Below are 20,044 nucleotides of genomic sequence, written 5' to 3'. Positions count from 1 at the left end.
AAATAGCAATAGGGGGAGTAAGCATGCTGGAGATAAATCAGGTTAATAAGCAATACAATAAAGGGCGATTTGCCCTGATGGATATCAACTTGCAACTTAGACCAGGTATTATAGGTTTACTAGGTCCGAATGGGGCAGGGAAATCGACACTTATGAAGATTATGGCGACAATTTCACAACCGACATCCGGCAAGGTCATTTGGAACGGAATGAGTATGCAAAAGAAGCCAGATCAACTCCGAAAAATGCTAGGGTATTTACCTCAGGATTTTGGTGTGTACTCCCATTTAAATTCACTGGAGTTCCTTGAATATGTAGCTGTATTAAAAGGTATGGGAGGCCGTCAGATGAGGTCCCGGGTCCTGGAGATTCTTCAACTGCTGAATCTGCAGCATGACTTAAAGCGTCCACTCAGAAGTTTTTCCGGTGGGATGCGCCAGCGGATAGGTATTGCACAGGCCTTGTTGAATGATCCGCAATTACTAATATTAGACGAGCCGACTGTTGGTCTAGACCCGGAAGAGAGGATGCACTTTCGTAGCTTAATTAATGGCTTGTCCGAAGGACGGATTATCGTTCTTTCGACACATGTAATTTCTGATGTTGAGGCTGTCGCGGATCAAATTGCGATTTTAACCGGGGGTAAGCTCGCGGTGTACTCTGACCCGGCTGCACTCTTAGTTAAGGTACAGGGGAAAGTATGGTCCGTCCTAGTCTCGAATGAGAACTACCAGAAAGAACATGCTGGATGGCTGATTAGTGCTGCGATCCGTCAGGAGGAGGGGATCCTAGTCCGTATGATCTCGGAGTCACGGCCTTTTGTGCATGCGGTGGATGTGCCTCCAAGCCTTGAAGAAGCCTATCTGTATGTCAGGGCCATGCAGGAGGAAAGTATTACATGAGCAGTATCCGATCTATTTACTACATCGCAAGGGCAGACTTCCTCGAGAGAATCAGACAAAACTCACTTCTTGTCATCCTCTTTGTAACATTATTGGCAGCATATATATTTGTTCCTCCAGTAGATGCTGGATATGTCACCCTGAATCTTGATGGATATCGGGGGATTTATAATTCGGCCTGGATCGGCAGTTCCGTTGCAATCTCGACTACGTTGCTACTCTCCTTATTAGGTTTTTATCTTGTTAAGAATTGTATACAGCGGGATGAATCAACTGGAGTGGGGCAGATCATCGCATCTTCTTCTATGAAAAAAATGTATTATTTAATGGGGAAGCTACTAAGTAACATTTTTGTTCTATCTGTTATCACCGGAGTCGTGGTTGTCGTTTCGCCAATTATGCAATGGGTACGGGGAGAGGACAGGACTTTTGAACTTTGGCCGCTTATATCCCCTTTTTTATTCTTGACGCTGCCCTTTATGGCTGTTGTGGCTGCCTTAGCTGTAGTATTTGAGACATTTCATTTTTTAAAAGGAACCTTGGGAAATGTCATCTACTTCTTTTTGTATCTTTTATTTACTGCGGGATCAGGCGCTTTAGCATTTGGACCACAGATTATTATTTCGGCTATGCAGAAGGATCTGCTTCTAATCCATCCGGAATTACCAGGTTCTTATGGGATGGGAATTCTCTTTCAAAGAGAGCCATTGCATTGGTTTGAATGGCAAGGAGTAATATGGACTTTTGAGTTGCTGATACAGCAATTGGAAATAGTTATGGTTTCCTTTGTGCTGATTGCTGGAGCATCAGTCATCTTTCATGGATTCAGAGAAAAGGGTTATGCCAAAAGAAAACATGAGCTAGCTATGGTGGAGATAACTCCAGCATATAACAAGGAGTTAGATTCACAAATAAAATATGAAAGTCTTAATTCTAGATGTCAAGCAGCAACATTATCGCCGGTAGTCTTTAAGGATTCCTTTTGGGCCTTAGCTATTGCCGAATGGAAATTAATATTAAAGAGTGCTTCCCTGAGATGGCTTATTGTGGCCGCCATATTGTTTATACTACCGCTAGCGGTTTCTGTTTCTGAATCATCCGAATGGTTAGTTTGGCCCGTCATCTGGATCTGGCCGATAAAGCTCTGGTCTGGGATGGGGAATCAAGATGTACGCTATGGAACTCAATTCCTCGTAGTTTCAAGTCGGCGCTATGTAATCCTTCAACTAATGGCATCATGGATTTCTGGCATTATACTTACCTGCATGGTAACAGGAGGTATGATCATAAGGATGGTCTTTGAAGGAGATTTGGAACATCTGTTGTATAACGTTGCGGCTGTGTTTCTGATTCCCAGTCTTGCCCTGGCTTGCGGAGTGCTGACCAAGGGATGGCGAACTTTTGAACTGTTATATCTGATTATCTGGTATCTGGGTCCACTCAGCAAGTTGCCTTATTTGGATTTTCTGGGTACACATAATTCAAATGGGGATCTGTTAATGATGAATTCGGTCTATCTACTGATTAGTTTGGGTTTGTTATTGGTTGCTTATCAATCAAGAAAACGACTAGGACAAGATTAGTTGCCCTGGGAGTCAAAATAACGGAGGGGTAAATCATGAAATCTAAATCATTCTCAAAATACATAAATAAAATAGCCACAATTGGAATAGGTATGGGTCTGATAATGTTCATACTTACCCGATCTGGAGTGTTTGAGCTTCCTATCGTGATTGGCACAACCTCATATGAGGGAATGGCCTCCTCCCTTATGCTGCTTACGGGTTTTCCAATCCTGTTAATTTTGATCTGCAGTATCCTATACTGGATGAGAAAATAATAGATTTATAGCATAACCATAAATTCCTCAAAAAAAGCCCCCGTAAGGGAGCCTCAATTTTAATACTATTGTGTGCTGTCCTTCAATGCTCATCCGGCTGCTCAGCCTGGCGGGCGTTGTCATAGCGGCGGGCGGACAGCCAGATGCTGCCAGTGAACAGGACGATCAGGCCGAGGATAATGCCGAAGCGCCAGTCTCCGGCTTTGAAGTTGAGCTGAAGGACGGTAAGCACCAGGGCGACCTGGGTCCAGACGAGGGTCCGCTTGCGGAACGCGGTAATGTCTCCGGCCATCTTCGGCATGCCGCGGATAATCCGGTACGCCAGGAGGGCGAGGATCAGCGCAAACAGGGCGGTGCCGGCCATTTCGCCGGTAGTTAATCTATTCATGGTCTCAGAATCCTTTCGGGTTAACATCGGATTAAGCTAATTATAACGATCGCCATACCCGCGTGCAAAGCATCCTGCCAGGATCAGGAGACCAGCTTGCGGATCTCATCGGCAGGCAGCGGAGGGAAGAACAGGAATCCCTGAATATGCGGGCAATTATGCTGCACCAGGAAGGCCAGCTGTTCTTGCGTCTCGACCCCTTCGGCAATTAGGTCATAGCCAAGCTGGGAGGCGACGAAGACGATGGATTTGATGATAGTCTCATCAATGGAGCTGACGCCGATGCCGGTGATGAAGGTGCGGTCAATCTTGATTTTGTTCACGGGAAAATGCTTCAGGTAATTGAGCGAAGAATATTTCGTGCCGAAATCATCGATGGAGACGATGATCCCGTGATCGCGCATCTGCTGCAGCAACGGATAATGCTCCTCCAGCAGCGCGGTGCTCTCGGTAATTTCAAATTCCAGCACACCGGTATCCAGTCCGTACTCGTCAAGCACGGCGAACAGATTCTCAATCAGGTTACGGTTGTAGAACCAGCTGTTGGAGATATTAATTGAAGTCCGCAGCAGCGGCATCCCCAGGCTGCGCCACTCGCACAGCTGGCGGCATACCTCACGAAGCACCCAGTCGGTCAGCTGGATCATCAGCCCGGCTTCTTCGACTGCGGTGATGAACGTCCCTGGTCCAATCAGCCCCTTCTCGGGGTGATTCCAGCGGATCAGCGCCTCTATCCCGATCATTTCTCCTGTGATGGCGTTGATCTGGGGCTGATAGTAGAGCACGAATTCTTCCCGCTCCAGGGCGGAGTGCAGGTATTTGGCGATCATCGTCTTCTGCTCCAGCTTCTCGCGCAGCCCCCAGTCGAAGATGAAGTAATTGACGTCCTCTTGCGACTTAGCCTGGTACATAGACATGTCAGCGAATTTCAGCAGATCGTCTGTATTCTGCGAGTGTTCGGGGTACAGGGAGATGCCGATACTGGTCGACAGGCTCAGATGTGCTCCCGAGATCAGGAGGGTCTGTGAGATCAGCATGCTGATCTGACCGGCGATCACAGGAATATCCGTGTGCGGCAGCCCAGCGAAGATCATCACGAATTCATCTCCGCCGGTACGGGCGAACAGCTTGAAGGGCAGGCTCCCGGATTTGAGCCGTCCGGCCAGGGTCTTGATCACCTGGTCCCCTGTAGAATGTCCGAGAGTATCATTAATCTCCTTGAACCGGTTCAGGTCGAAAAAGAATAAGGTATAGGTTTGCGTCGGCTCCGAGCTCTGCAGCAGACGCTCGAATTCATCCATGAAGAAGCGCCGGTTGGGGATCTCTGTCAGGCTGTCGTAATGGGCAAGCTTCTCATAGAGGCGCTTGGAAATACGCAGGTCCCTGGTCCGGATGCTGACCACCCTCTCCAGTTCACGGTTGAAGCGGCTCTGATACCAGAAGATATATAGAATGAAGGCAATCACCAGCAGAAAAGCAATATCAATCCACAGCACGCTGAGCAGCACCTGCCATTTCTTGTGGGAGGGCAGGGAGATCCCCATCAGCCAGTGCTGATTGTAGGTGTTGACGGGAACGGTGAGCTGCCGGTCCAACGCACTGGATTCATTGCCGAACAGGAAGGTATGATCCTTGGTAGTGACGTAGATATTACTATCCTTATACACAAGCTGGTTAATGATATTATCAATCTTTACGGTGACGGAGACGATGCCCTCCAGAGAGTTATCCTTATAGATAGCCTGCCGGATCACCATGCCATAGCCGCCCTGGGCAAGTGTGCGCGGACCGTCTACTGTAATGCTGCGGGAACGGAGCGTTTCTTGGATCATGCCGGGAGAGGCCAGGGAGGAATCCAGCAGCAGGCTTCTGCCTAGCAGTGACGAATTGCCTTCAAGCGGGTAGAGGTAGCGGATCAGACCATCCGGAGCGATCATGATATTCGTGACGTTGCTGGTGTTCTTGGCGTGTGCGGTGACCAGGTAGCTCTGGATGAGTGCAGGATCGGCATCGAAGCCGACAGTTTGGATAAAGGAGCTGACCCCTTTCACAATGGCCACCCGTTCTTCGATGTTCGAGGCCAGCGTGACCGCCTGTGAGGCCAGATCCGCTTTCTCGGCTCTATATTCCCGGGACAGGGAAACGGAATAGTAATAGAACAGGCAGAGCTGCAGGACGATGATGAAGCCGATGATGATGCTTAAAGGCTTTTTACTAAGGAAAGCCATGGATTGCCCCCGATACCGGAAAAATAAAAGCCGCAGATGTCAAAGCGTATAATAAGCGGTTCCTAGACCGCAGGGAAATGTCGATAAATGTCGCTTGGGTATCTATAGCATGTCATTATTATCATGTTTGCGCAAGGGGATTCCTAACAAAACCCGGCTGAATCCAAAAACGGATAAACACCGTCTGCATAAAAGGGCAGTAAGCATTTATCCGAGTTTTTTGACAGAAGGGCATGGCCCTGCCCGGCTGGAAGACCGGAGCTATTTTTTGAAGATGCCCAGCGGGGCACCAATCGGCAGGAAGGTACGTCCGAAATGGGCGTTGAGCACAGATGCGCCGCAGCCGTAGAGCGAAACAATACCGATAGCCATTTCCGATACGGCAGCCAGCTTGTGGAAGAATTCCGCAGCAACGCCGAAGGCATCCATCGAGAGTCCGAGGAACAGGAAATCGATCAGGATGAAGATAATCAGCAGTACGCGGTTCGCCTCAACGGCGCCGAGCGTCATGAAGAGTGTGAACACAAGATATCCTGCAAAAACAAATCCCAGCTGCTTGGGATCAACGCCCTCTGCCAGCACTGCACCGAATACACCGAGCTTGATCAGCCAGCTTGCTCCCATGCCGAACCAGAAGAACGCATAGGCGCCAAAGGCAGTCATGCCGAAGGTGTTGTTGTGCTTGGCATCTTGGATGGATGCGAATAGCTGGGCGAAGGCTCCAAGGAAGATGGCCCATGGAATACAGTAGCTGAGACCTGTTGTAATTTCGAGCTTTTGTGAAGAAGCGACCAGGGTAACGATGGCTAGTCCGAATAAGCCGATGGCGCTAGGGTCGGCGGTAACGATTTTGACGGACTGTGCGGTGTGCGGTTGCGCTGACATAACAATGAAAGCCTCCAATTTTCATAAGTGTTCGCATAGGATAACAGCACCCTGGGTCGGGTGCTGTTATCAGCTTGCCTATCATATCATATCGCCAGTAGCTTGCCTATAAAGAAGTCTCTTATCGTCTGGTGTAATAATTACCTCGCTCCAGAAAAGAATATAGCGCCTGGGCCTGAAGCGGCCGGCTGATATAGTAACCCTGAAGCTCGTCGCTGCCCAGCTCCCGCAGCATATCGAATTGCTCTCTATGCTCAATGCCTTCAGAGACTACGCGCAGCCCCAGATTATGGCTCAGCTCGATAATCGCCTTGACGAGCACATCCCCTTGGGCCTCCCGCGACATCTCGGAGATGAAGGAACGGTCAATCTTGATCACATCCACCGGGAAGCGCCGCAGATAGCTGAGGGAGGAGAAGCCGGTACCGAAATCATCCAGCGAGATCCGGAAGCCATGGGCCCGAAGCTGCTGCAGCGACAGGAAGATGCCGTCCCCGGAGACGAGCACGCTCTCCGTGATTTCCAGCTCCAGGCTGGAGGCCGGCAGCTCATATTCATCCAGCAGCTCTAGGAGCAGCTCCAGCAGGCCCGGCTGCATGAGCTGCAGCGCGGAGATGTTCACTGCGGCTGTAAGCTCAAGCCCCCGGCTGCGGAAATCGCGCATATCAGAGCAGACCTGGCGCAGCACCCAGCTGCCGATGCCGACAATGGAGCCGCTGCTCTCCGCCAGCGGAATGAATTCGGCCGGTGAGATATTGCCATAGCCCGGATTGTTCCAGCGCAGCAGGGCCTCCACCTTGGACACCTGTCCATGCCCCGTGCTGAGAATCGGCTGGTAGTGCAGCTCGAACTCGTTCCCGGCGGCAGCGGAGAGGAGCTGCTGGGCCAGTACTTTTTTGCGCCGGATGCCTGCTTCCAGATCCTCTGAATATTGAAAAATATTATTGCGGCCGGTCTCCTTGACGTGGAACATAGCCAGGTCCGCCTGCTTGACCAGATAATCGGCGTCTTCCCCGTTCTGCGGATAAATACTGATGCCGATGCTGGCGGTATTATATAGAAGATGTCCTTTGATCCGGTGCGGCATGGACAGGGCTTCCTGAATCCGGGAGAGCTGCCGGGCAATGCTGCCTTCATCAGGCACATCGTAGAGCAGAATGGTGAATTCATCCCCGCCGAGCCGGGAGACCACATCATGCTTGCCGACAACCTGTGTGATGCGGAAGGCAGTCTCCTTGAGGATAGCATCGCCGAAATCATGGCCGAGGGTATCGTTCACCGTCTTGAAATGATCCAGATCAATGAAGACCAGCACGATCTGGCGGTCACTTCCCTTAACGGCGGCAATCGCTTCATTTAATTTGTCGAAAAACAGGGAGCGGTTGGGCAGCCGGGTCAGCGGGTCCAGCATCGATTGCTGCCGCAGCTCGTCCTGGGTCTGCTCCAGCGAATCAATCATCCGGTTGAATTCGACCTCAACCTCGCTGAATTCATCCTGCCCGGAGCTGGGAATCCGGATCGACAGATCCTTGCTGCTGCCGATTCTACGGATGTTGCGGACCAGAGAAGACATTCTTCTCAGAATGAACCGGTTCACGAAGAGGAGGCTTGCGCCCAGCATTAACATAATGGAGATGAAATAGAATATACGGAAGGTGGAGAGCGACTTGAGCCCGCTGTTGTAGAACTGGCGGGGTTCCTTCAGGGTGAGGACCATTCCGGGATCGCCGAACAGATCGTCTAGTACTGTATGAATGCACATCTGCCCGCCTCGGGCAGGGCTAGTCCAGACGCGTTCGCCTCCGCTATCCGCAAGCAGGGGGGTGGTGAGGCGCGACATCTCCACCTTTGACAGGGTATCCTCCCAGATCTGAGCGATCCGGTCCTGGTGCAGCATCTGTCCGGCAATGGCCGTTCCGATGACCGGCTTGTCCTTGCTGCTGTTAAGAATAGGTGTAAGGGTAATTAGCATAGTCCCCTTGTCCAGATTAACGAAGCCGCTCCGGCTCTCGCCGGGAGCTTGCGGCACAGGCAGACGGCTTCGGATCAGCTTCATTAGCGTTAGCTGCTCCTGGGTTAACGGGGTGACCATTCCTGCCGGCAGATCATAAGAGCCGCCATACAGCGGTTGTCCGTCTAGATCAAGCAGGGCAATCATATCGAAATGATTCATTGGATAAGCAGCCGGTTCAAGGCTGTTGCGGATGAAGGCGGCAACCGTACTACCGGAGTCAGCAGAGCCGGTAGCTGCTGAATTCTCCATGAACCTGTAGGTTTCATCACGGACAGCAACATCAAGGAGTCCCGTTCTCAGGTTCTCCAGCTCTTGATGATAAGCAGCGGTAGCCTTGCTCAGGTTGCGCTCCAGCTCTGCCTCATCCAGCTTCTCGAAGCGGTTCAGCAGAATCAGGTGAAGCATCAGATAGGTGGCGCCAATGCCGAGGATAGCGACAAAACTAATGAAGATGATTATTTTTTGGCGGAGTTTCATCTGATCCCCTTCATTATTTAAGATTTAATAGGAAATAAGTACCATCGATTATAGTGTACCACGATTAGGGAATATTTTGCAGCGTAAATCTGTCCAAAGTGTCGAATTTTGATGTATAATAATTTAATGATAATCATTATCAAATAATAATAAAAGGAGATATTTCTTGGCATGATGGAGAAGTGGAACATATTTAAGAAAGCCTCACGGTTTGGAGTGATCCCTGTTATGCTCATACCGGTTGTCCTGGGAACGGCCGGGGCCTATGTATGGCAGGGAGTATTCCATCCGTTTTTATTTGTAATAACGTTCATTGGAGCGGCTGCAGCCCATTTATTCTCCAATATGGTAAATGACTTGTGGGATTTCCGCAACGGAACCGATACAGAGGCCCAGCATACTCCTGGAGCCATCTCCACGAACTCCGGGTTCCTGTCGGGGGGCGTTATGCGTGAGTCGCTGTTTGCCCTGCTGACCTGGGGTCTGCTGGCCGTTGCGGCTGGCTGCGGTCTGCTGCTCAGTCTCTACAGCGGCTGGGAGATTCTGTGGTTCGTGGCCGGAGGGGCGCTGATCGCTTATTTCTATGTGGCGCCGCCGCTGCGGTTCGGATACCGGGGCAAGGGCTACAGCGAGCTTGCCATCTTTCTTGCCTTTGGATTAATGCCGGTGCTTGGCGCTTATTTTGTTCAGACGGGAGCGTTCAGCCTGAAGCCGGTGCTGCTCTCGCTGCCAAGCGGGCTGCTCACTACCCTGCTGCTGTTCAATCATCACTTTCTGCACTGGAGAGCTGACAAGCAGGCCGGCAAGCTTACACTGGTCGTGGTATGGGGGGAACGCAGAGCGCTGATTTTCTCCCAGGTGCTGCTCTATATCTCTTATGCTTCACTGATTGCATGTGTGCTGCTTCATATCTTACCGGTATATGCGCTGCTCGCTCTGCTGACAGCCATTGCCCCGATACGGATCTACCGCAGCCTCCAGCCGGAGAATCCTTCTGAAGCTTATCTGCCGCTTATGGGTGCTTCACAGCGCGCATCGGTACGCTGCGGGGCGGTCATGACGGTGGCGCTGCTGATTCAGGGTCTATTTTAGAATATAAGAAATGGATAGGCTACTACACCAAAGAAAGCGGGAGAGTTCATGGACAAGCATCTGCCAACGAACGAAGATATGCCTGCAACACAGGGCAAGCAAATGGTGATCGGGGATTTCCATACGATTCTGGAAGAAGGAAAGGTCTGGCAAACGGGCGGCTTCAAGCTGCCGGATGGCTCGTTCTGGGCGTATCGTGAGCCGGAAGCGGTGGTGATCGTGCGTAATGATCATCTGTACGTACGGGCTCAGCTGAGCCGCCGTCATGATCAGGTGCAGATTCTGGATAATGCCAAGCATATGTATTATTCGGCCCGGCCGGTAGACATCCCGGAGGCAGGCGAAATCCGCTTCGAGCTCCAGATCCGCGCCCGCACACAGGGCACTGCCCCGGGGGATCTGTATGACGGCTATGTGTCACTGAATCTGCTGGACTTCACCACAGGCGCGGCGCTTGATTTCTTCGCGGGCAACGATAAATATGCGAGTGTGTACGGCATCCTTCCGTTCCCCGGGGTAACCGTACCCGAGACGGGAGGAACCAAATACTTCTGTATTTTCAAGGAGGATACGGACTTCAAGCCGCGTGAATTCAACACGTACGCCATCACCTACCACCGGGGTAACAATGAGGCTGTCTTCTATGTAAATGGCAATGAGGTGCGGCGCGAGCGGAATGTGCCCGTGAAATTCAACAGCTTCACCATTGCTCTGGGCATCATGACGGAGAAGGACCTGACCCCGGAAGGCAGCGTGTCGGCGCACGGACAGACGGTTATCGCTGAATGGTCGCCGATTACTATTACAACCACTGCACAGTAACGTGCTCATATGACTGATAAGGATGAATGGCCGTGAATATAAGAACTTTCTTCAAGTTTGTCGAGCTGCCGACGAAGGTGGCCAGTATGCTCCCGCTGCTGCTGGGGACGCTGTATGCCCTGTACCGGTTCGAGGACTTCTATATCCTGCGCTTCGTGCTGATGCTGGTGTCCCTCTTAAGCTTTGATATGGCAACAACAGCAATCAACAACTATTATGATTTCAAAAAGGCCGCCAAAACCCATGGCTACGGGTATGAGACCCATAATCCGATTGTCCGCTTCAAGCTGAAGGAGTCTACGGTGGTGGCGCTGATCGTCATTCTCCTTGTGCTGGCGGCAGGCGGGGGCATTGCCCTGGTATTCCAGACCGGACTGCTGGTATTCCTGCTCGGGGGACTCTCGTTCCTGATCGGCATCCTGTACTCCTTCGGACCGATCCCCATCTCGCGGATGCCGCTCGGAGAACTGTTCTCCGGGCTGTTCATGGGGTTCGTCATTATTTTCATCTCGGCCTATATTCATTCGGATCAGGCGGTGGTCACGCTGCTGCTGAAGGGCGAATGGATCAGCCTGCATATCAATTTCCTTGAGGTGCTGTATCTGTTCTGGTTCTCCGTCCCGGCCATTCTGGGTATTGCCGGAATTATGCTGGCGAACAATATTTGCGATATTGAAGATGATATCGAGAACCGCAGATACACGCTGCCGGTCTACATCGGACGGGAGAATGCGCTGCTGCTGTGGAGGCTGCTCTATTATGTGTCTTTTGCCGATCTGATTGTGCTGGTGCTGCTGGGGGTCCATCCGGTCCTGGTCCTGCTGCTCCTGCTGACCCTGATTCCGCTGCGCCGTAATATTGCACGCTTCTATCAGGAGCAGCATAAAGGCACGACCTTCATTCTGGCGGTGAAGAATTTCGTGCTGATGAGTGCGGCAAGAATCCTTGTGCTGGGTATAGCTGTTATATGGGTTACACTAAGATAAGGAAGGTGATAACTTTGGCAGAGAAGCTTCGCTGGGGAATAATGGGCTGCGCGCAGATCGCTACTGGTTCGGTAATGCCGGCTATCCAGGAGTCGGAGACCGGAGTGATCCGGGCGGTTGCCAGCCGCGGACTCACGAAGAGCAGCAGCGTAGCCGCTGAATTCGGCATTGAGCAGGCATATGGCAGCTATGAAGAGCTGCTTGCGGACCCGGAGGTGGATGCCGTCTACATTCCGCTTCCCAATCATCTCCACTGTGAATGGGTGATCCGCGCGGCTGAAGCCGGTAAGCATATCCTATGCGAGAAGCCGATTGCGCTGAACAGCCGTGAGGCGGCCGAGATGGTAGAGGCCTGCCGGAAGGCGGGCGTTCACTTGGCGGAGGCTTATATGTACCGCCATCATCCGCGCATCAATGAGCTGCAGGTGATTATCGCCAGCGGCGAGATTGGTGCGGTGCGTTCCATCCGCGGCACATTCACCTATAACGATGCTACGGATACCTCCAACATCCGCTTCAACGCTGCCTGGGGAGGCGGATCACTCTATGATGTCGGCTGCTACCCGCTCACAGCCGCGCGGCTGCTGTTCGGTACAGAGCCTGAAGCCGTAACCGTGCACGCGCTGTTCTCGCCGGAGCATGACAATGTTGATATGGTGGCCTCCGGGCTAGTGGAGTTCCCCGGCGGGAAGAGCCTGATCTTCGACTGCGGGATGTGGGCGTACAACCGCCAGCTGCTGGAGGTCCTCGGTACGCAGGGGCGGATCGAAATTCCGATGCCGTTCAACGCCAGATTCGATGATGCGGAGTTCTTCGTGTACGGGGGCGGTGAGCCCCGGCGTGTCGAGGCCGTTGGTGCTAACCCTTACGTCCAGCAGGCCGACCATTTCGCCAGGGCAGTCTTCAGCGGCAAGCCCTGGATTGCGGAAGAGGACCCGCTGCTGAATATGAGGCTGATCGAGAGCTGTCTGGAATCTGCCCGGAGGCGTGAGCGAATCCGCTTAAGGTAATCATTCCTTGTCCGCATAGCAAATTCATCAAGAGTAGCCTAGGGGCTGCTCTTTTTGCTGTTTTCGGGTCTATGCAGAATTCCCGCTGCGATTAATCACAGGAATCAAGTGCTAAAATTTGCTAGAATAGGGTTAATGGTACTTTCTGTTGCTGGAAGGAAGAGTACGCTTACCGAAGGGAGAGAGACGTCAATGGTCTTAACGGAAGAGCCGGTTATCTCAATTGAGGACTTGTGGATGAATTATAGTGACCGGATGGTGCTGCGGGGAATTGATCTGAAGGTATACCGTGGGCAGATTATCGGATATATCGGACCCAATGGGGCCGGCAAAAGCACGACAGTCAAGATTATGCTCGGGCTGGTGGAGGGATATAACGGAACGATACGGATTTTTGGCAGGGATATCTCAGACGGGGATACAGCGTACAAAAGAAGGATCGGATACGTGCCCGAGGTGGCAGAGCTATATGACAGCCTGACGGCGCGGGAGTATCTGACCTTCACCGGTGAGCTGTATGGACTGAAGCAGGCGGATGCCGATGACAAGGCGCGGAAGCTGATGGGGCTGCTGGGTATGGAGAAGGCCTATGATATGCGGATTGCCTCTTACTCCAAGGGAATGAAGCAGAAGGTGCTGCTGATTGCCAGCATGCTGCATGACCCGGATATTCTGTTCCTGGATGAGCCGCTCAGCGGACTGGATGCTAACAGTGTAATGGTGGTCAAGGAAATCTTCGCCACGCTTGCCGCCAGGGGCAAGACGATCTTTTATTCTTCGCATATTATGGATGTGGTCGAGAGAATCAGCAGCCGGATCATCCTGCTGGATGGAGGCGATATTGTCGCGGACGGTACCTTCACGCAGCTGCGGGAGCAGAGCCGGGAGGGGTCGCTGGAGGAGATTTTCAATCAGCTGACCGGGTTCGATCAATACAGGGATATTGCAAGTGAGTTCGTGGCTGTGATTGGCGCGGGTGCGGCGTATGACTGAATTCCGGATTCTGAAGCTGCTTGACCGGGTACAGTGGATCTTTAAGGGGCTGGGAGCCGATTATGCGCTCATGCGCCGCATTCTTCAGGTCAAGCTGACGATGGATGGCAGACGGACACCTACCCTGTTCTCCGGGTCGCAGAATTCCAAGCTGGAGATGGAGGGCTCGCCCTTCAGAGTCCAGTGGATCTATCTGCTGCTGGGGCTGATGCTGATCGCCATGGTTGCGCCCAGAGACCATCATATCCTGATGATGAGTCTGCTGTTCAGTATAGTGATGTTCCTGATCACCACAACGCTGATCTCCGATTTCTCGACGGTAATGCTGGATTTGCGGGATAAGAATATCCTCTTCTCCAAGCCGGTGGACCGCCGCACACTGAACATGGCCAAGAGCTTACATATTCTGATCTATCTGCTGACCTTAACGCTGACCTTCACCGGACCCTCGCTGCTCTTCTCTTTATTCCGGCACGGGCCGGGCTTCTTCTTCCTGTACGCGGCTGAGATTCTGCTGATGGACGGCTTCATTCTGGTGTTCACTGCGTTAATCTATCTGCTGATCCTGAGGTTCTTTGACGGGGAAAAGCTCAAGGACATCATCAACTACGTACAGATTATCCTGTCTGTGGCGGTAACTGTCGGTGCACAACTGGTTAGCCGGATATTCAATCTATCAACGCTGGGCCTGGAATTCGCTACAGCCTGGTGGCATTTCCTGCTGGCTCCGGTCTGGTTCGGGGCACCGTTCGAGCTGCTGGGAGGCGGAACAGGAAGCCGGTCCGTGATTATTCTGACAGCGCTCTCTGTGGTGGTGCCTGCCGTGATGTTCGCCGCCTACATCCGGCTGATGCCGGTATTTGAACGCAGCCTCCAGAAACTGGCTGAGCATGGCGCAGAGGGCCGGGATAACGGGCGGTTTGCCCGGATGCTGTCGGAGACCGTGTGCCGGAACAAAGCGGAGGCCATGTTCTTCCGCTTCACCTGGTCGATGATGAAGAATGAACGCGAGTTCAAGCTCCGGGTCTATCCGACCATCGGCTTCTCGCTGATCTTTCCCTTTATCTTCATCTTCAATCAGGTATGGAGCGGCGATCTGGCCGGGATCAGAAGCTCCAAGTCCTTTTTGTTTATCTATTACAGCGCGCTGCTGCTGATGACAGTCGTGCAGATGGTCCGTTACTCGGCCAGCTATAAGGGTGCGTGGATCTATCAGGTGATTCCTTTGCCGGGCAAGGGGCTGGTCTACCGGGGAATGCTGAAGGCAGCGGTCGTGAAGCTGCTGGTTCCGCTCTTTCTGCTGGAGGCGGCGGTGTTCATCGCTCTCTTAGGCTCCTGGATTATAGCAGACATGGTAGTAGTCCTGCTGGCTCTGTTGCTGTATGCCGTTATTTGCTTCCTTACGTTCCCGAAGGCGCTCCCGTTCTCGGAGAAGTATGAGGCGGCGCAGCGGAAGGAATTCACCGGCAGCGCCTTTGTCCAGTTGTTCATTCTGGGGGGGCTTGCCGGATTACACTATGTCTTCACCCTGATTCCTGCAGGAATATACATCTACATGGTAATTCTGGTAGCTGCGAATGCCTGGATCTGGCGCAGGGCCTTCCTGCCGGACGCCTCCCGGGACAACGGATTTCCAACCCTCCGCGCAGGCGGCTGAGGACAAATATGGACAATTTTTGCCGGCGTTCAAAAAAGGGTCCAAGTTCCATTATTTACTTAGACAGCCCGGTGAATACAGGGTAAAATACAGCTAATGTTAGTTTTCAGAGAATACCTGTAATCATTATATACTCTTCCATTTATCCGCTATTCGTATATTGATTTATAACTTAAGATAGACCCTGAAACGACGCTGATACTATAACCAGTGAAGAGGTCAACTATGGATCAAATGGGAATCCACTATAATATCTGGATTGTTTTACTATCCTATGGGCTAGCTGCCGCAGCAGCATACTCCGCGCTTAATCTGATTTCGCAGGTTTCCCATTCCGCGGGCCGGGTCAGACGTCTCTGGCTGCTCTCGGGTGCCTGTGTGCTTGGCGGCGGAATCTGGGCTATGCATTTTGTCGGCATTATGGCCAGCCGGCTGCCGTTCAAGGTCAGCTACCATCCGGTGATGGCTGCCGTGTCCCTGCTAATTATTATGTCCTCCTGCTATGCAACCCTTCAGATGGTTACGGCTGCCCGCCAGAGAAGCTGGCGGCTTCTTGCGGGCGGCTGCATACTCGGCAGCGGCATATCGTTCATGCATTATGCTGGAATGGCCTCCATGGAGATGGAGGCCAAGATTCATTACAGGGCAATGGATCAGGCTGTATCGGTACTGATTGCTCTTGCTGCTTCCTACATCGGAATTCTAATGTTCCACAGATTCAAGGATCATACGGTCTTCAGCCCCTGGAAGCTGTATTCGGCACTATTCATCGCCCTGGCGGTTACCGGTATGCATTATACGAGTCTGAGAGCAAGCGATCTGCATAATTACAGCTGGCAGGCGCCTGCCCCCATGCTGATGGAGACTGATGTGGTTCTGCTGACAGGGATTTCACTGGTTACCCTGTTCGTGCTGGCAATCTCCGGCGGCAATGTTTTTCTGGACAGGGATGTACTGGAGCGAATGGCCTATCATGACCCGCTCACCGAGCTGCCGAACCGGCACGGTCTGGAGCGCTACTTCAAGGATGATTTCTTCGGCGGGGTCTCCGGCGCCGTGTTTTTTGTTGACCTGGACCGCTTCAAATCGATTAATGATACGCTGGGGCACGATATTGGAGACTTGCTGCTGCGGGACGTATCTGCCAGGCTGACCTGCTGCGTGGGCGGGAAGGGGAAAGTGTTCCGGCTTGGCGGGGATGAATTCCTGATTGCACTGCCGGATTGCACCGCCGTGGCGGCGGAGGAAGTGGCACAGCATATCCTCCAGGAGCTCAAGAAGTCTTACAGCATTGAAGGTAACGAATTGTACGTAACTGCGAGTGTGGGAATCAGTATGACTCCGGCGCACGGCACCGATCGTTCAGCGCTAATGAAAGCGGCCGATACGGCGCTCTATACTTCCAAGGATTCGGGCAAGAATAAATTCAGTGTGTTCGATCTGGAGATGAACCGTCATCAGGTCCGGCGGATGTCACTTGAGAAGGATCTGCGCAAGGCGCTGGCCCGTTCGGAATTCATGGTGGTCTACCAGCCCAAATGGGATTCGCTGCTGAATGTCACCGTGGGGCTTGAGGCGCTGCTGCGCTGGAGACACCCGGAGCATGGCGTCATCTCTCCGGGGGAGTTCATTCCGATCGCCGAGGAGACCGGCCTGATTGTCCCTATTACATACTGGATGCTGCATGAGGTGTGCGGACAGAATATGCTCTGGCATCAGGCAAAGGTTGCCAGTGTAGCGGTCTCGATTAATATGTCGGCGCGGATGTTTGAAAGCGGTAGCCTGTATGAGGTAGTGGAAGAGGCACTGTCGCGTTCGGGCCTTGCGCCGCATTTCCTTGAACTGGAGATTACCGAATCGATTGCCATGAACAATATGGAAGAGACGGTTGCCCAGCTCTCCAAGCTGCGGGATCTAGGTGTGCGGGTATCCCTGGATGATTTCGGAACCGGTTTCTCCTCGCTTGGCAATCTGGATGAGATTCCGGTGAACACCCTGAAGATTGATCAGGTCTTCATCCGCAAGAGCAAGATGCATTCCAAGAAAGCGATCATCAGCAACATCATTGCCATTGCCAGCAATCTGAACATGGAGGTTGTGGCCGAGGGCGTGGAGACTACAGAGCAGATTGAGCTGCTGCAATCGCTGGGCTGCCGGGTGATGCAGGGCTTCTACTATGGGCGTCCGATGCCGGTTAACGAATTGGGTCAATGGTTCATTGAGAATACAGCATAATGTATCTGATTGCTGTTGCACAAAAAAGGCTGTCCTGGATGTGGAGGGTTATTCCACATCAGGGCAGCCTTTTTCGTAGATAAATATATGAGACTCCAGCCTAAATTTTGAAATTCTCGACTAATACCTGCAGCTTCTCTGCCAGAGAGGAGAGGAATGCGGCGGAGGATTCGACCTCCTGCATGGCCGCAAGCTGCTCCTGGGATGAAGCGGACAAGGTCTCCGCGCCTTCTGCTGTCTGATTGGAGACCGCTACGATCTTCTGGATCGAAGCGACAAGCCCTTCAGAGAGCAGGGCCAGCTCACGCACGGTGGCCGAAATCTGCTGGCTGTGTGCAGACATATCGGAGACGGAAGACTCAATCTCGGAGAAAGAATGTCCGGCGGCTATAATCATCTCTTTGCCGTGATGCATCTCTTCCGTGGAGTGCTTCATGGTCTCTCCGGCCTTGTCCATCTGCTGGACAATCAGACTGACCAGCTCACCGATCTGGCGGGCAGATCCGGCCGAACGTTCAGCCAGCTTGCGTACAGAGCCTGCCACAACGGCGAAGCCGCGGCCCTCTTCTCCGGCCCGTGCAGCTTCAATAGCCGCATTAAGGGATAACAGGTTCGTCTCCTCGGCAATACTGGCTATGGTGCCGACAATATTCTCAATCTCTTTGGAATGGCTGCCCAGCGTCTCGATAATGCCGGAAAGATCCGAGATGCTCGCGCCAACAACGGCCATCTGGGAGGTGGTCGAGTCCATAGATTCCCGGCCTGTCCGGGCTTTCTGGGAGTTGATGGCTGCCTGATTCATCGCGCTGTCCGCATTGCCTGCAATTTCAGTAATGAAATGCGACATATCCTGTACGGCCTTGAAGCTGCCCTCCAGATTCTGCAGCTGGGTATGTGCCCCGTCGGCCAGATCCAGGGTGACATTAACGCTGTGCTCTCCGGCCCGGTTGGTCTCCTGGGCGCTGGCGGACAGCTCCTGGGAAGAGGAGGCAACCAGCATGGATGTATCATTGACCTGTGTGATCAGGTCACGCAGACTCAGGGTCATGGCATTGAAGTCACGGGCAAGCTTGCCGACCTCGTCCTTGGCCGTGAAGAGCAGCGGTTCCCGGGTCAGATCGCCTTTGGCTACCGTGTTGACTGATGCAGACAACTTGGTGAGCGGGCTGACCATCCGGCGGATGAGCAGATAGGCGGCGAGAATTGCAATAATCAGAATCGAGCTGCCGATCAGGAAGGGCTGGGTGATGATATCCATGGTCCGGGATTGAATTAACGGGCCGTCGAAGTTAATCGCCATTAATGCAATGATGGGTTTGGTAGGGTCATGGTCCTGATAGATGGGGCCGTAGCCGGTTTTGAGGGAGGTACCCTGATATGTATACACTTTTGAGTAGGCGGAATGCTTCATGGTGGTAATCATTTCTTTATCTTCATCTGAGAAGTAGAAGGGGTCTCCGGCTTTGTAGCCTCGTTTCTTGAAGTTCTTGTCAGCGGCCAGCACCTTGCCGTCCAGTGAAAGAATGAAGGCTTCTTTGAAAATAGGCTTGTGATCACTGATCCATCCGATGCGGTCTTCGATTGCAGCCAGCTTGCTGGTATCCCCGGCAGCCAGAGCGGTTATGTCGGCAGGATCGATAAGGCCGGTGGTTATATTGGCGCAGCCTACCAATTCAATACCTGCAGCTTCATCGATCTGCTTGTAAGCCGCATGATAACCGAAGAAGCCTATGGATGAACCAACCAGTAGCAATACAATCAGCATCATCCATGTTAATTTTGTTGCCAATTTCATAACAAATATCACCAGCCCTGACTCTAAAAGATTAAGTGAATTTTGCGGTTCACTGCTACGATTATAGCGCATACGCTGCGGTTTGAGCGTATGTCGGAAAAAAAGAGTTTTTGTGTCGGAAAATGATGGATTATGTATAAAAAATCATTGAAAAACAGGCCCCTAATCCTATTTTATATTCAAAAAATATTGTATGTCGGACCGGTATAATGGTACGCTTGAGGCAGAATAAACGGATTGGGAGCTGAAGGGATGTCACAAGAAGTCAATCCTTTGATCGAACGTGTGGGATTATCCATGTGGAAGGTTCAGCGCAGAATCATGTCACAGATGTCAATGCATAAGGAATTGGGGTTGACTGTGCCGCAATTCGGGCTGTTACATATGATCTTTCAGGAGCAGAAGGCACGGGTGATTCAGCTGGCGGACAAGATGGAAGTGAAGTCCAGTGCAGTCACCGTCATGCTCGACCGCCTGGAGCTGCTGGAGCTGATCGCCCGCGTGCCTGACGAGAATGACCGCAGAGCGGTGATCGTCACGATTACCGGCAAGGGGCAAGAGGTGCTGGAAGAAGCACAGCGCCGGTCACTGCTGCTGCTGGGAGAGCATCTGGCCATTCTGGAGCCGGCAGAGCTGGAGAACTTCGCGGATTATTATCTCATGCTGGAGAATCAGGAGCGTTAACATAAGCATCACAAAGAGGCAGCGCTTCTCCTGTTA

The 20,044-nt window shown here is 52.3% G+C and carries 16 protein-coding genes; 11 read left to right on the top strand and 5 right to left on the bottom strand.

Going from position 1 to position 20,044, the window contains the following annotated elements; translation table 11 throughout:
• Positions 1-23: 23 nt before the first annotated feature.
• From NYE24_RS17800 to NYE24_RS17790, 3 genes are read left to right on the top strand one after another with little or no spacing between them, the layout of a single operon-like run.
• Positions 24-902, top strand: coding sequence for an ABC transporter ATP-binding protein (locus tag NYE24_RS17800; protein WP_036692131.1), 879 nt, complete (start codon positions 24-26; stop codon positions 900-902).
• On the top strand, positions 899-2,485 hold the full coding sequence (locus NYE24_RS17795; RefSeq protein ID WP_342476308.1) for a Tat pathway signal protein: 1,587 nt from the start codon (positions 899-901) through the stop codon (positions 2,483-2,485). The genes NYE24_RS17800 and NYE24_RS17795 overlap by 4 nt, the downstream gene beginning before the upstream one ends.
• 35 nt (positions 2,486-2,520) lie before the next feature.
• Positions 2,521-2,742: a hypothetical protein gene (locus NYE24_RS17790; protein WP_342476307.1), complete on the top strand. Its 222-nt coding sequence runs from the start codon at positions 2,521-2,523 to the stop codon at positions 2,740-2,742.
• A gap of 82 nt (positions 2,743-2,824) precedes the next feature.
• Here NYE24_RS17790 and NYE24_RS17785 read toward each other — a convergent pair whose 3' ends face one another.
• From NYE24_RS17785 to NYE24_RS17770, 4 genes are all read right to left on the bottom strand, one after another.
• Positions 2,825-3,130, bottom strand: coding sequence for a hypothetical protein (locus NYE24_RS17785; protein WP_036692136.1), 306 nt, complete (start codon positions 3,128-3,130; stop codon positions 2,825-2,827).
• Between the two features lie 83 nt (positions 3,131-3,213).
• Entirely contained in the window at positions 3,214-5,358 is a 2,145-nt protein-coding gene (locus NYE24_RS17780; protein ID WP_051493257.1) for an EAL domain-containing protein, read from the bottom strand.
• Positions 5,359-5,619: 261 nt separating this feature from the next.
• Entirely contained in the window at positions 5,620-6,243 is a 624-nt protein-coding gene (locus NYE24_RS17775; protein ID WP_036692138.1) for a GPR1/FUN34/YaaH family transporter, read from the bottom strand.
• A 121-nt stretch (positions 6,244-6,364) separates the two neighbouring features.
• Positions 6,365-8,734: an EAL domain-containing protein gene (locus NYE24_RS17770; protein ID WP_076159269.1), complete on the bottom strand. Its 2,370-nt coding sequence runs from the start codon at positions 8,732-8,734 to the stop codon at positions 6,365-6,367.
• Positions 8,735-8,905: 171 nt separating this feature from the next.
• On the opposite strand from NYE24_RS17770, the gene NYE24_RS17765 reads away from it, so the two are divergent.
• From NYE24_RS17765 to NYE24_RS17735, 7 genes are all read left to right on the top strand, one after another.
• A complete protein-coding gene (locus NYE24_RS17765) occupies positions 8,906-9,826 on the top strand; it encodes a prenyltransferase (protein ID WP_235218357.1) in 921 nt (306 codons plus the stop codon).
• A 48-nt stretch (positions 9,827-9,874) separates the two neighbouring features.
• Positions 9,875-10,648, top strand: a complete 774-nt coding sequence (locus NYE24_RS17760; RefSeq protein ID WP_256707104.1) for a DUF6081 family protein — start codon at positions 9,875-9,877, stop codon at positions 10,646-10,648.
• 32 nt (positions 10,649-10,680) lie between these two features.
• Entirely contained in the window at positions 10,681-11,634 is a 954-nt protein-coding gene (locus NYE24_RS17755) for a 1,4-dihydroxy-2-naphthoate polyprenyltransferase (RefSeq protein WP_340751150.1), read from the top strand.
• 14 nt (positions 11,635-11,648) lie between these two features.
• On the top strand, positions 11,649-12,644 hold the full coding sequence (locus tag NYE24_RS17750; protein ID WP_341027427.1) for a Gfo/Idh/MocA family oxidoreductase: 996 nt from the start codon (positions 11,649-11,651) through the stop codon (positions 12,642-12,644).
• Positions 12,645-12,836: 192 nt separating this feature from the next.
• Entirely contained in the window at positions 12,837-13,637 is an 801-nt protein-coding gene (locus tag NYE24_RS17745) for an ABC transporter ATP-binding protein (RefSeq protein WP_342476306.1), read from the top strand.
• Complete coding sequence (locus NYE24_RS17740) at positions 13,630-15,294, top strand: hypothetical protein (protein WP_076159263.1); 1,665 nt, start codon at positions 13,630-13,632, stop codon at positions 15,292-15,294. The genes NYE24_RS17745 and NYE24_RS17740 overlap by 8 nt, the downstream gene beginning before the upstream one ends.
• Before the next feature lie 225 nt (positions 15,295-15,519).
• On the top strand, positions 15,520-17,529 hold the full coding sequence (locus NYE24_RS17735; protein WP_076159260.1) for an EAL domain-containing protein: 2,010 nt from the start codon (positions 15,520-15,522) through the stop codon (positions 17,527-17,529).
• 100 nt (positions 17,530-17,629) lie between these two features.
• Here NYE24_RS17735 and NYE24_RS17730 read toward each other — a convergent pair whose 3' ends face one another.
• The gene (locus NYE24_RS17730; RefSeq protein ID WP_342476305.1) at positions 17,630-19,324 is read right to left on the bottom strand and encodes a methyl-accepting chemotaxis protein; all 1,695 of its coding nucleotides are present in this window, start codon (positions 19,322-19,324) and stop codon (positions 17,630-17,632) included.
• A gap of 252 nt (positions 19,325-19,576) precedes the next feature.
• On the opposite strand from NYE24_RS17730, the gene NYE24_RS17725 reads away from it, so the two are divergent.
• Positions 19,577-20,008: a MarR family transcriptional regulator gene (locus tag NYE24_RS17725; protein WP_051493261.1), complete on the top strand. Its 432-nt coding sequence runs from the start codon at positions 19,577-19,579 to the stop codon at positions 20,006-20,008.
• Positions 20,009-20,044 lie beyond the last annotated feature (36 nt).

Source organism: Paenibacillus sp. FSL H7-0350 (assembly GCF_038593195.1).
Taxonomy (GTDB): Bacteria; Bacillota; Bacilli; order Paenibacillales; family Paenibacillaceae; genus Paenibacillus_AQ.
This window is presented reverse-complemented; position numbering and strand designations above follow the sequence as displayed.

What these genes read in the sequence shown, in the direction of transcription:
- NYE24_RS17800 (WP_036692131.1), top strand. Translation starts at nt 24, where the DNA reads ATGCTGGAGATAAATCAGGTTAATAAGCAATACAATAAAGGGCGATTT.
- NYE24_RS17795 (WP_342476308.1), top strand. Translation starts at nt 899, where the DNA reads ATGAGCAGTATCCGATCTATTTACTACATCGCAAGGGCAGACTTCCTC.
- NYE24_RS17790 (WP_342476307.1), top strand. Translation starts at nt 2,521, where the DNA reads ATGAAATCTAAATCATTCTCAAAATACATAAATAAAATAGCCACAATT.
- NYE24_RS17785 (WP_036692136.1), bottom strand. Translation starts at nt 3,130, where the DNA reads ATGAATAGATTAACTACCGGCGAAATGGCCGGCACCGCCCTGTTTGCG.
- NYE24_RS17780 (WP_051493257.1), bottom strand. Translation starts at nt 5,358, where the DNA reads ATGGCTTTCCTTAGTAAAAAGCCTTTAAGCATCATCATCGGCTTCATC.
- NYE24_RS17775 (WP_036692138.1), bottom strand. Translation starts at nt 6,243, where the DNA reads ATGTCAGCGCAACCGCACACCGCACAGTCCGTCAAAATCGTTACCGCC.
- NYE24_RS17770 (WP_076159269.1), bottom strand. Translation starts at nt 8,734, where the DNA reads ATGAAACTCCGCCAAAAAATAATCATCTTCATTAGTTTTGTCGCTATC.
- NYE24_RS17765 (WP_235218357.1), top strand. Translation starts at nt 8,906, where the DNA reads ATGATGGAGAAGTGGAACATATTTAAGAAAGCCTCACGGTTTGGAGTG.
- NYE24_RS17760 (WP_256707104.1), top strand. Translation starts at nt 9,875, where the DNA reads ATGGACAAGCATCTGCCAACGAACGAAGATATGCCTGCAACACAGGGC.
- NYE24_RS17745 (WP_342476306.1), top strand. Translation starts at nt 12,837, where the DNA reads ATGGTCTTAACGGAAGAGCCGGTTATCTCAATTGAGGACTTGTGGATG.
- NYE24_RS17740 (WP_076159263.1), top strand. Translation starts at nt 13,630, where the DNA reads ATGACTGAATTCCGGATTCTGAAGCTGCTTGACCGGGTACAGTGGATC.
- NYE24_RS17735 (WP_076159260.1), top strand. Translation starts at nt 15,520, where the DNA reads ATGGATCAAATGGGAATCCACTATAATATCTGGATTGTTTTACTATCC.
- NYE24_RS17730 (WP_342476305.1), bottom strand. Translation starts at nt 19,324, where the DNA reads ATGAAATTGGCAACAAAATTAACATGGATGATGCTGATTGTATTGCTA.
- NYE24_RS17725 (WP_051493261.1), top strand. Translation starts at nt 19,577, where the DNA reads ATGTCACAAGAAGTCAATCCTTTGATCGAACGTGTGGGATTATCCATG.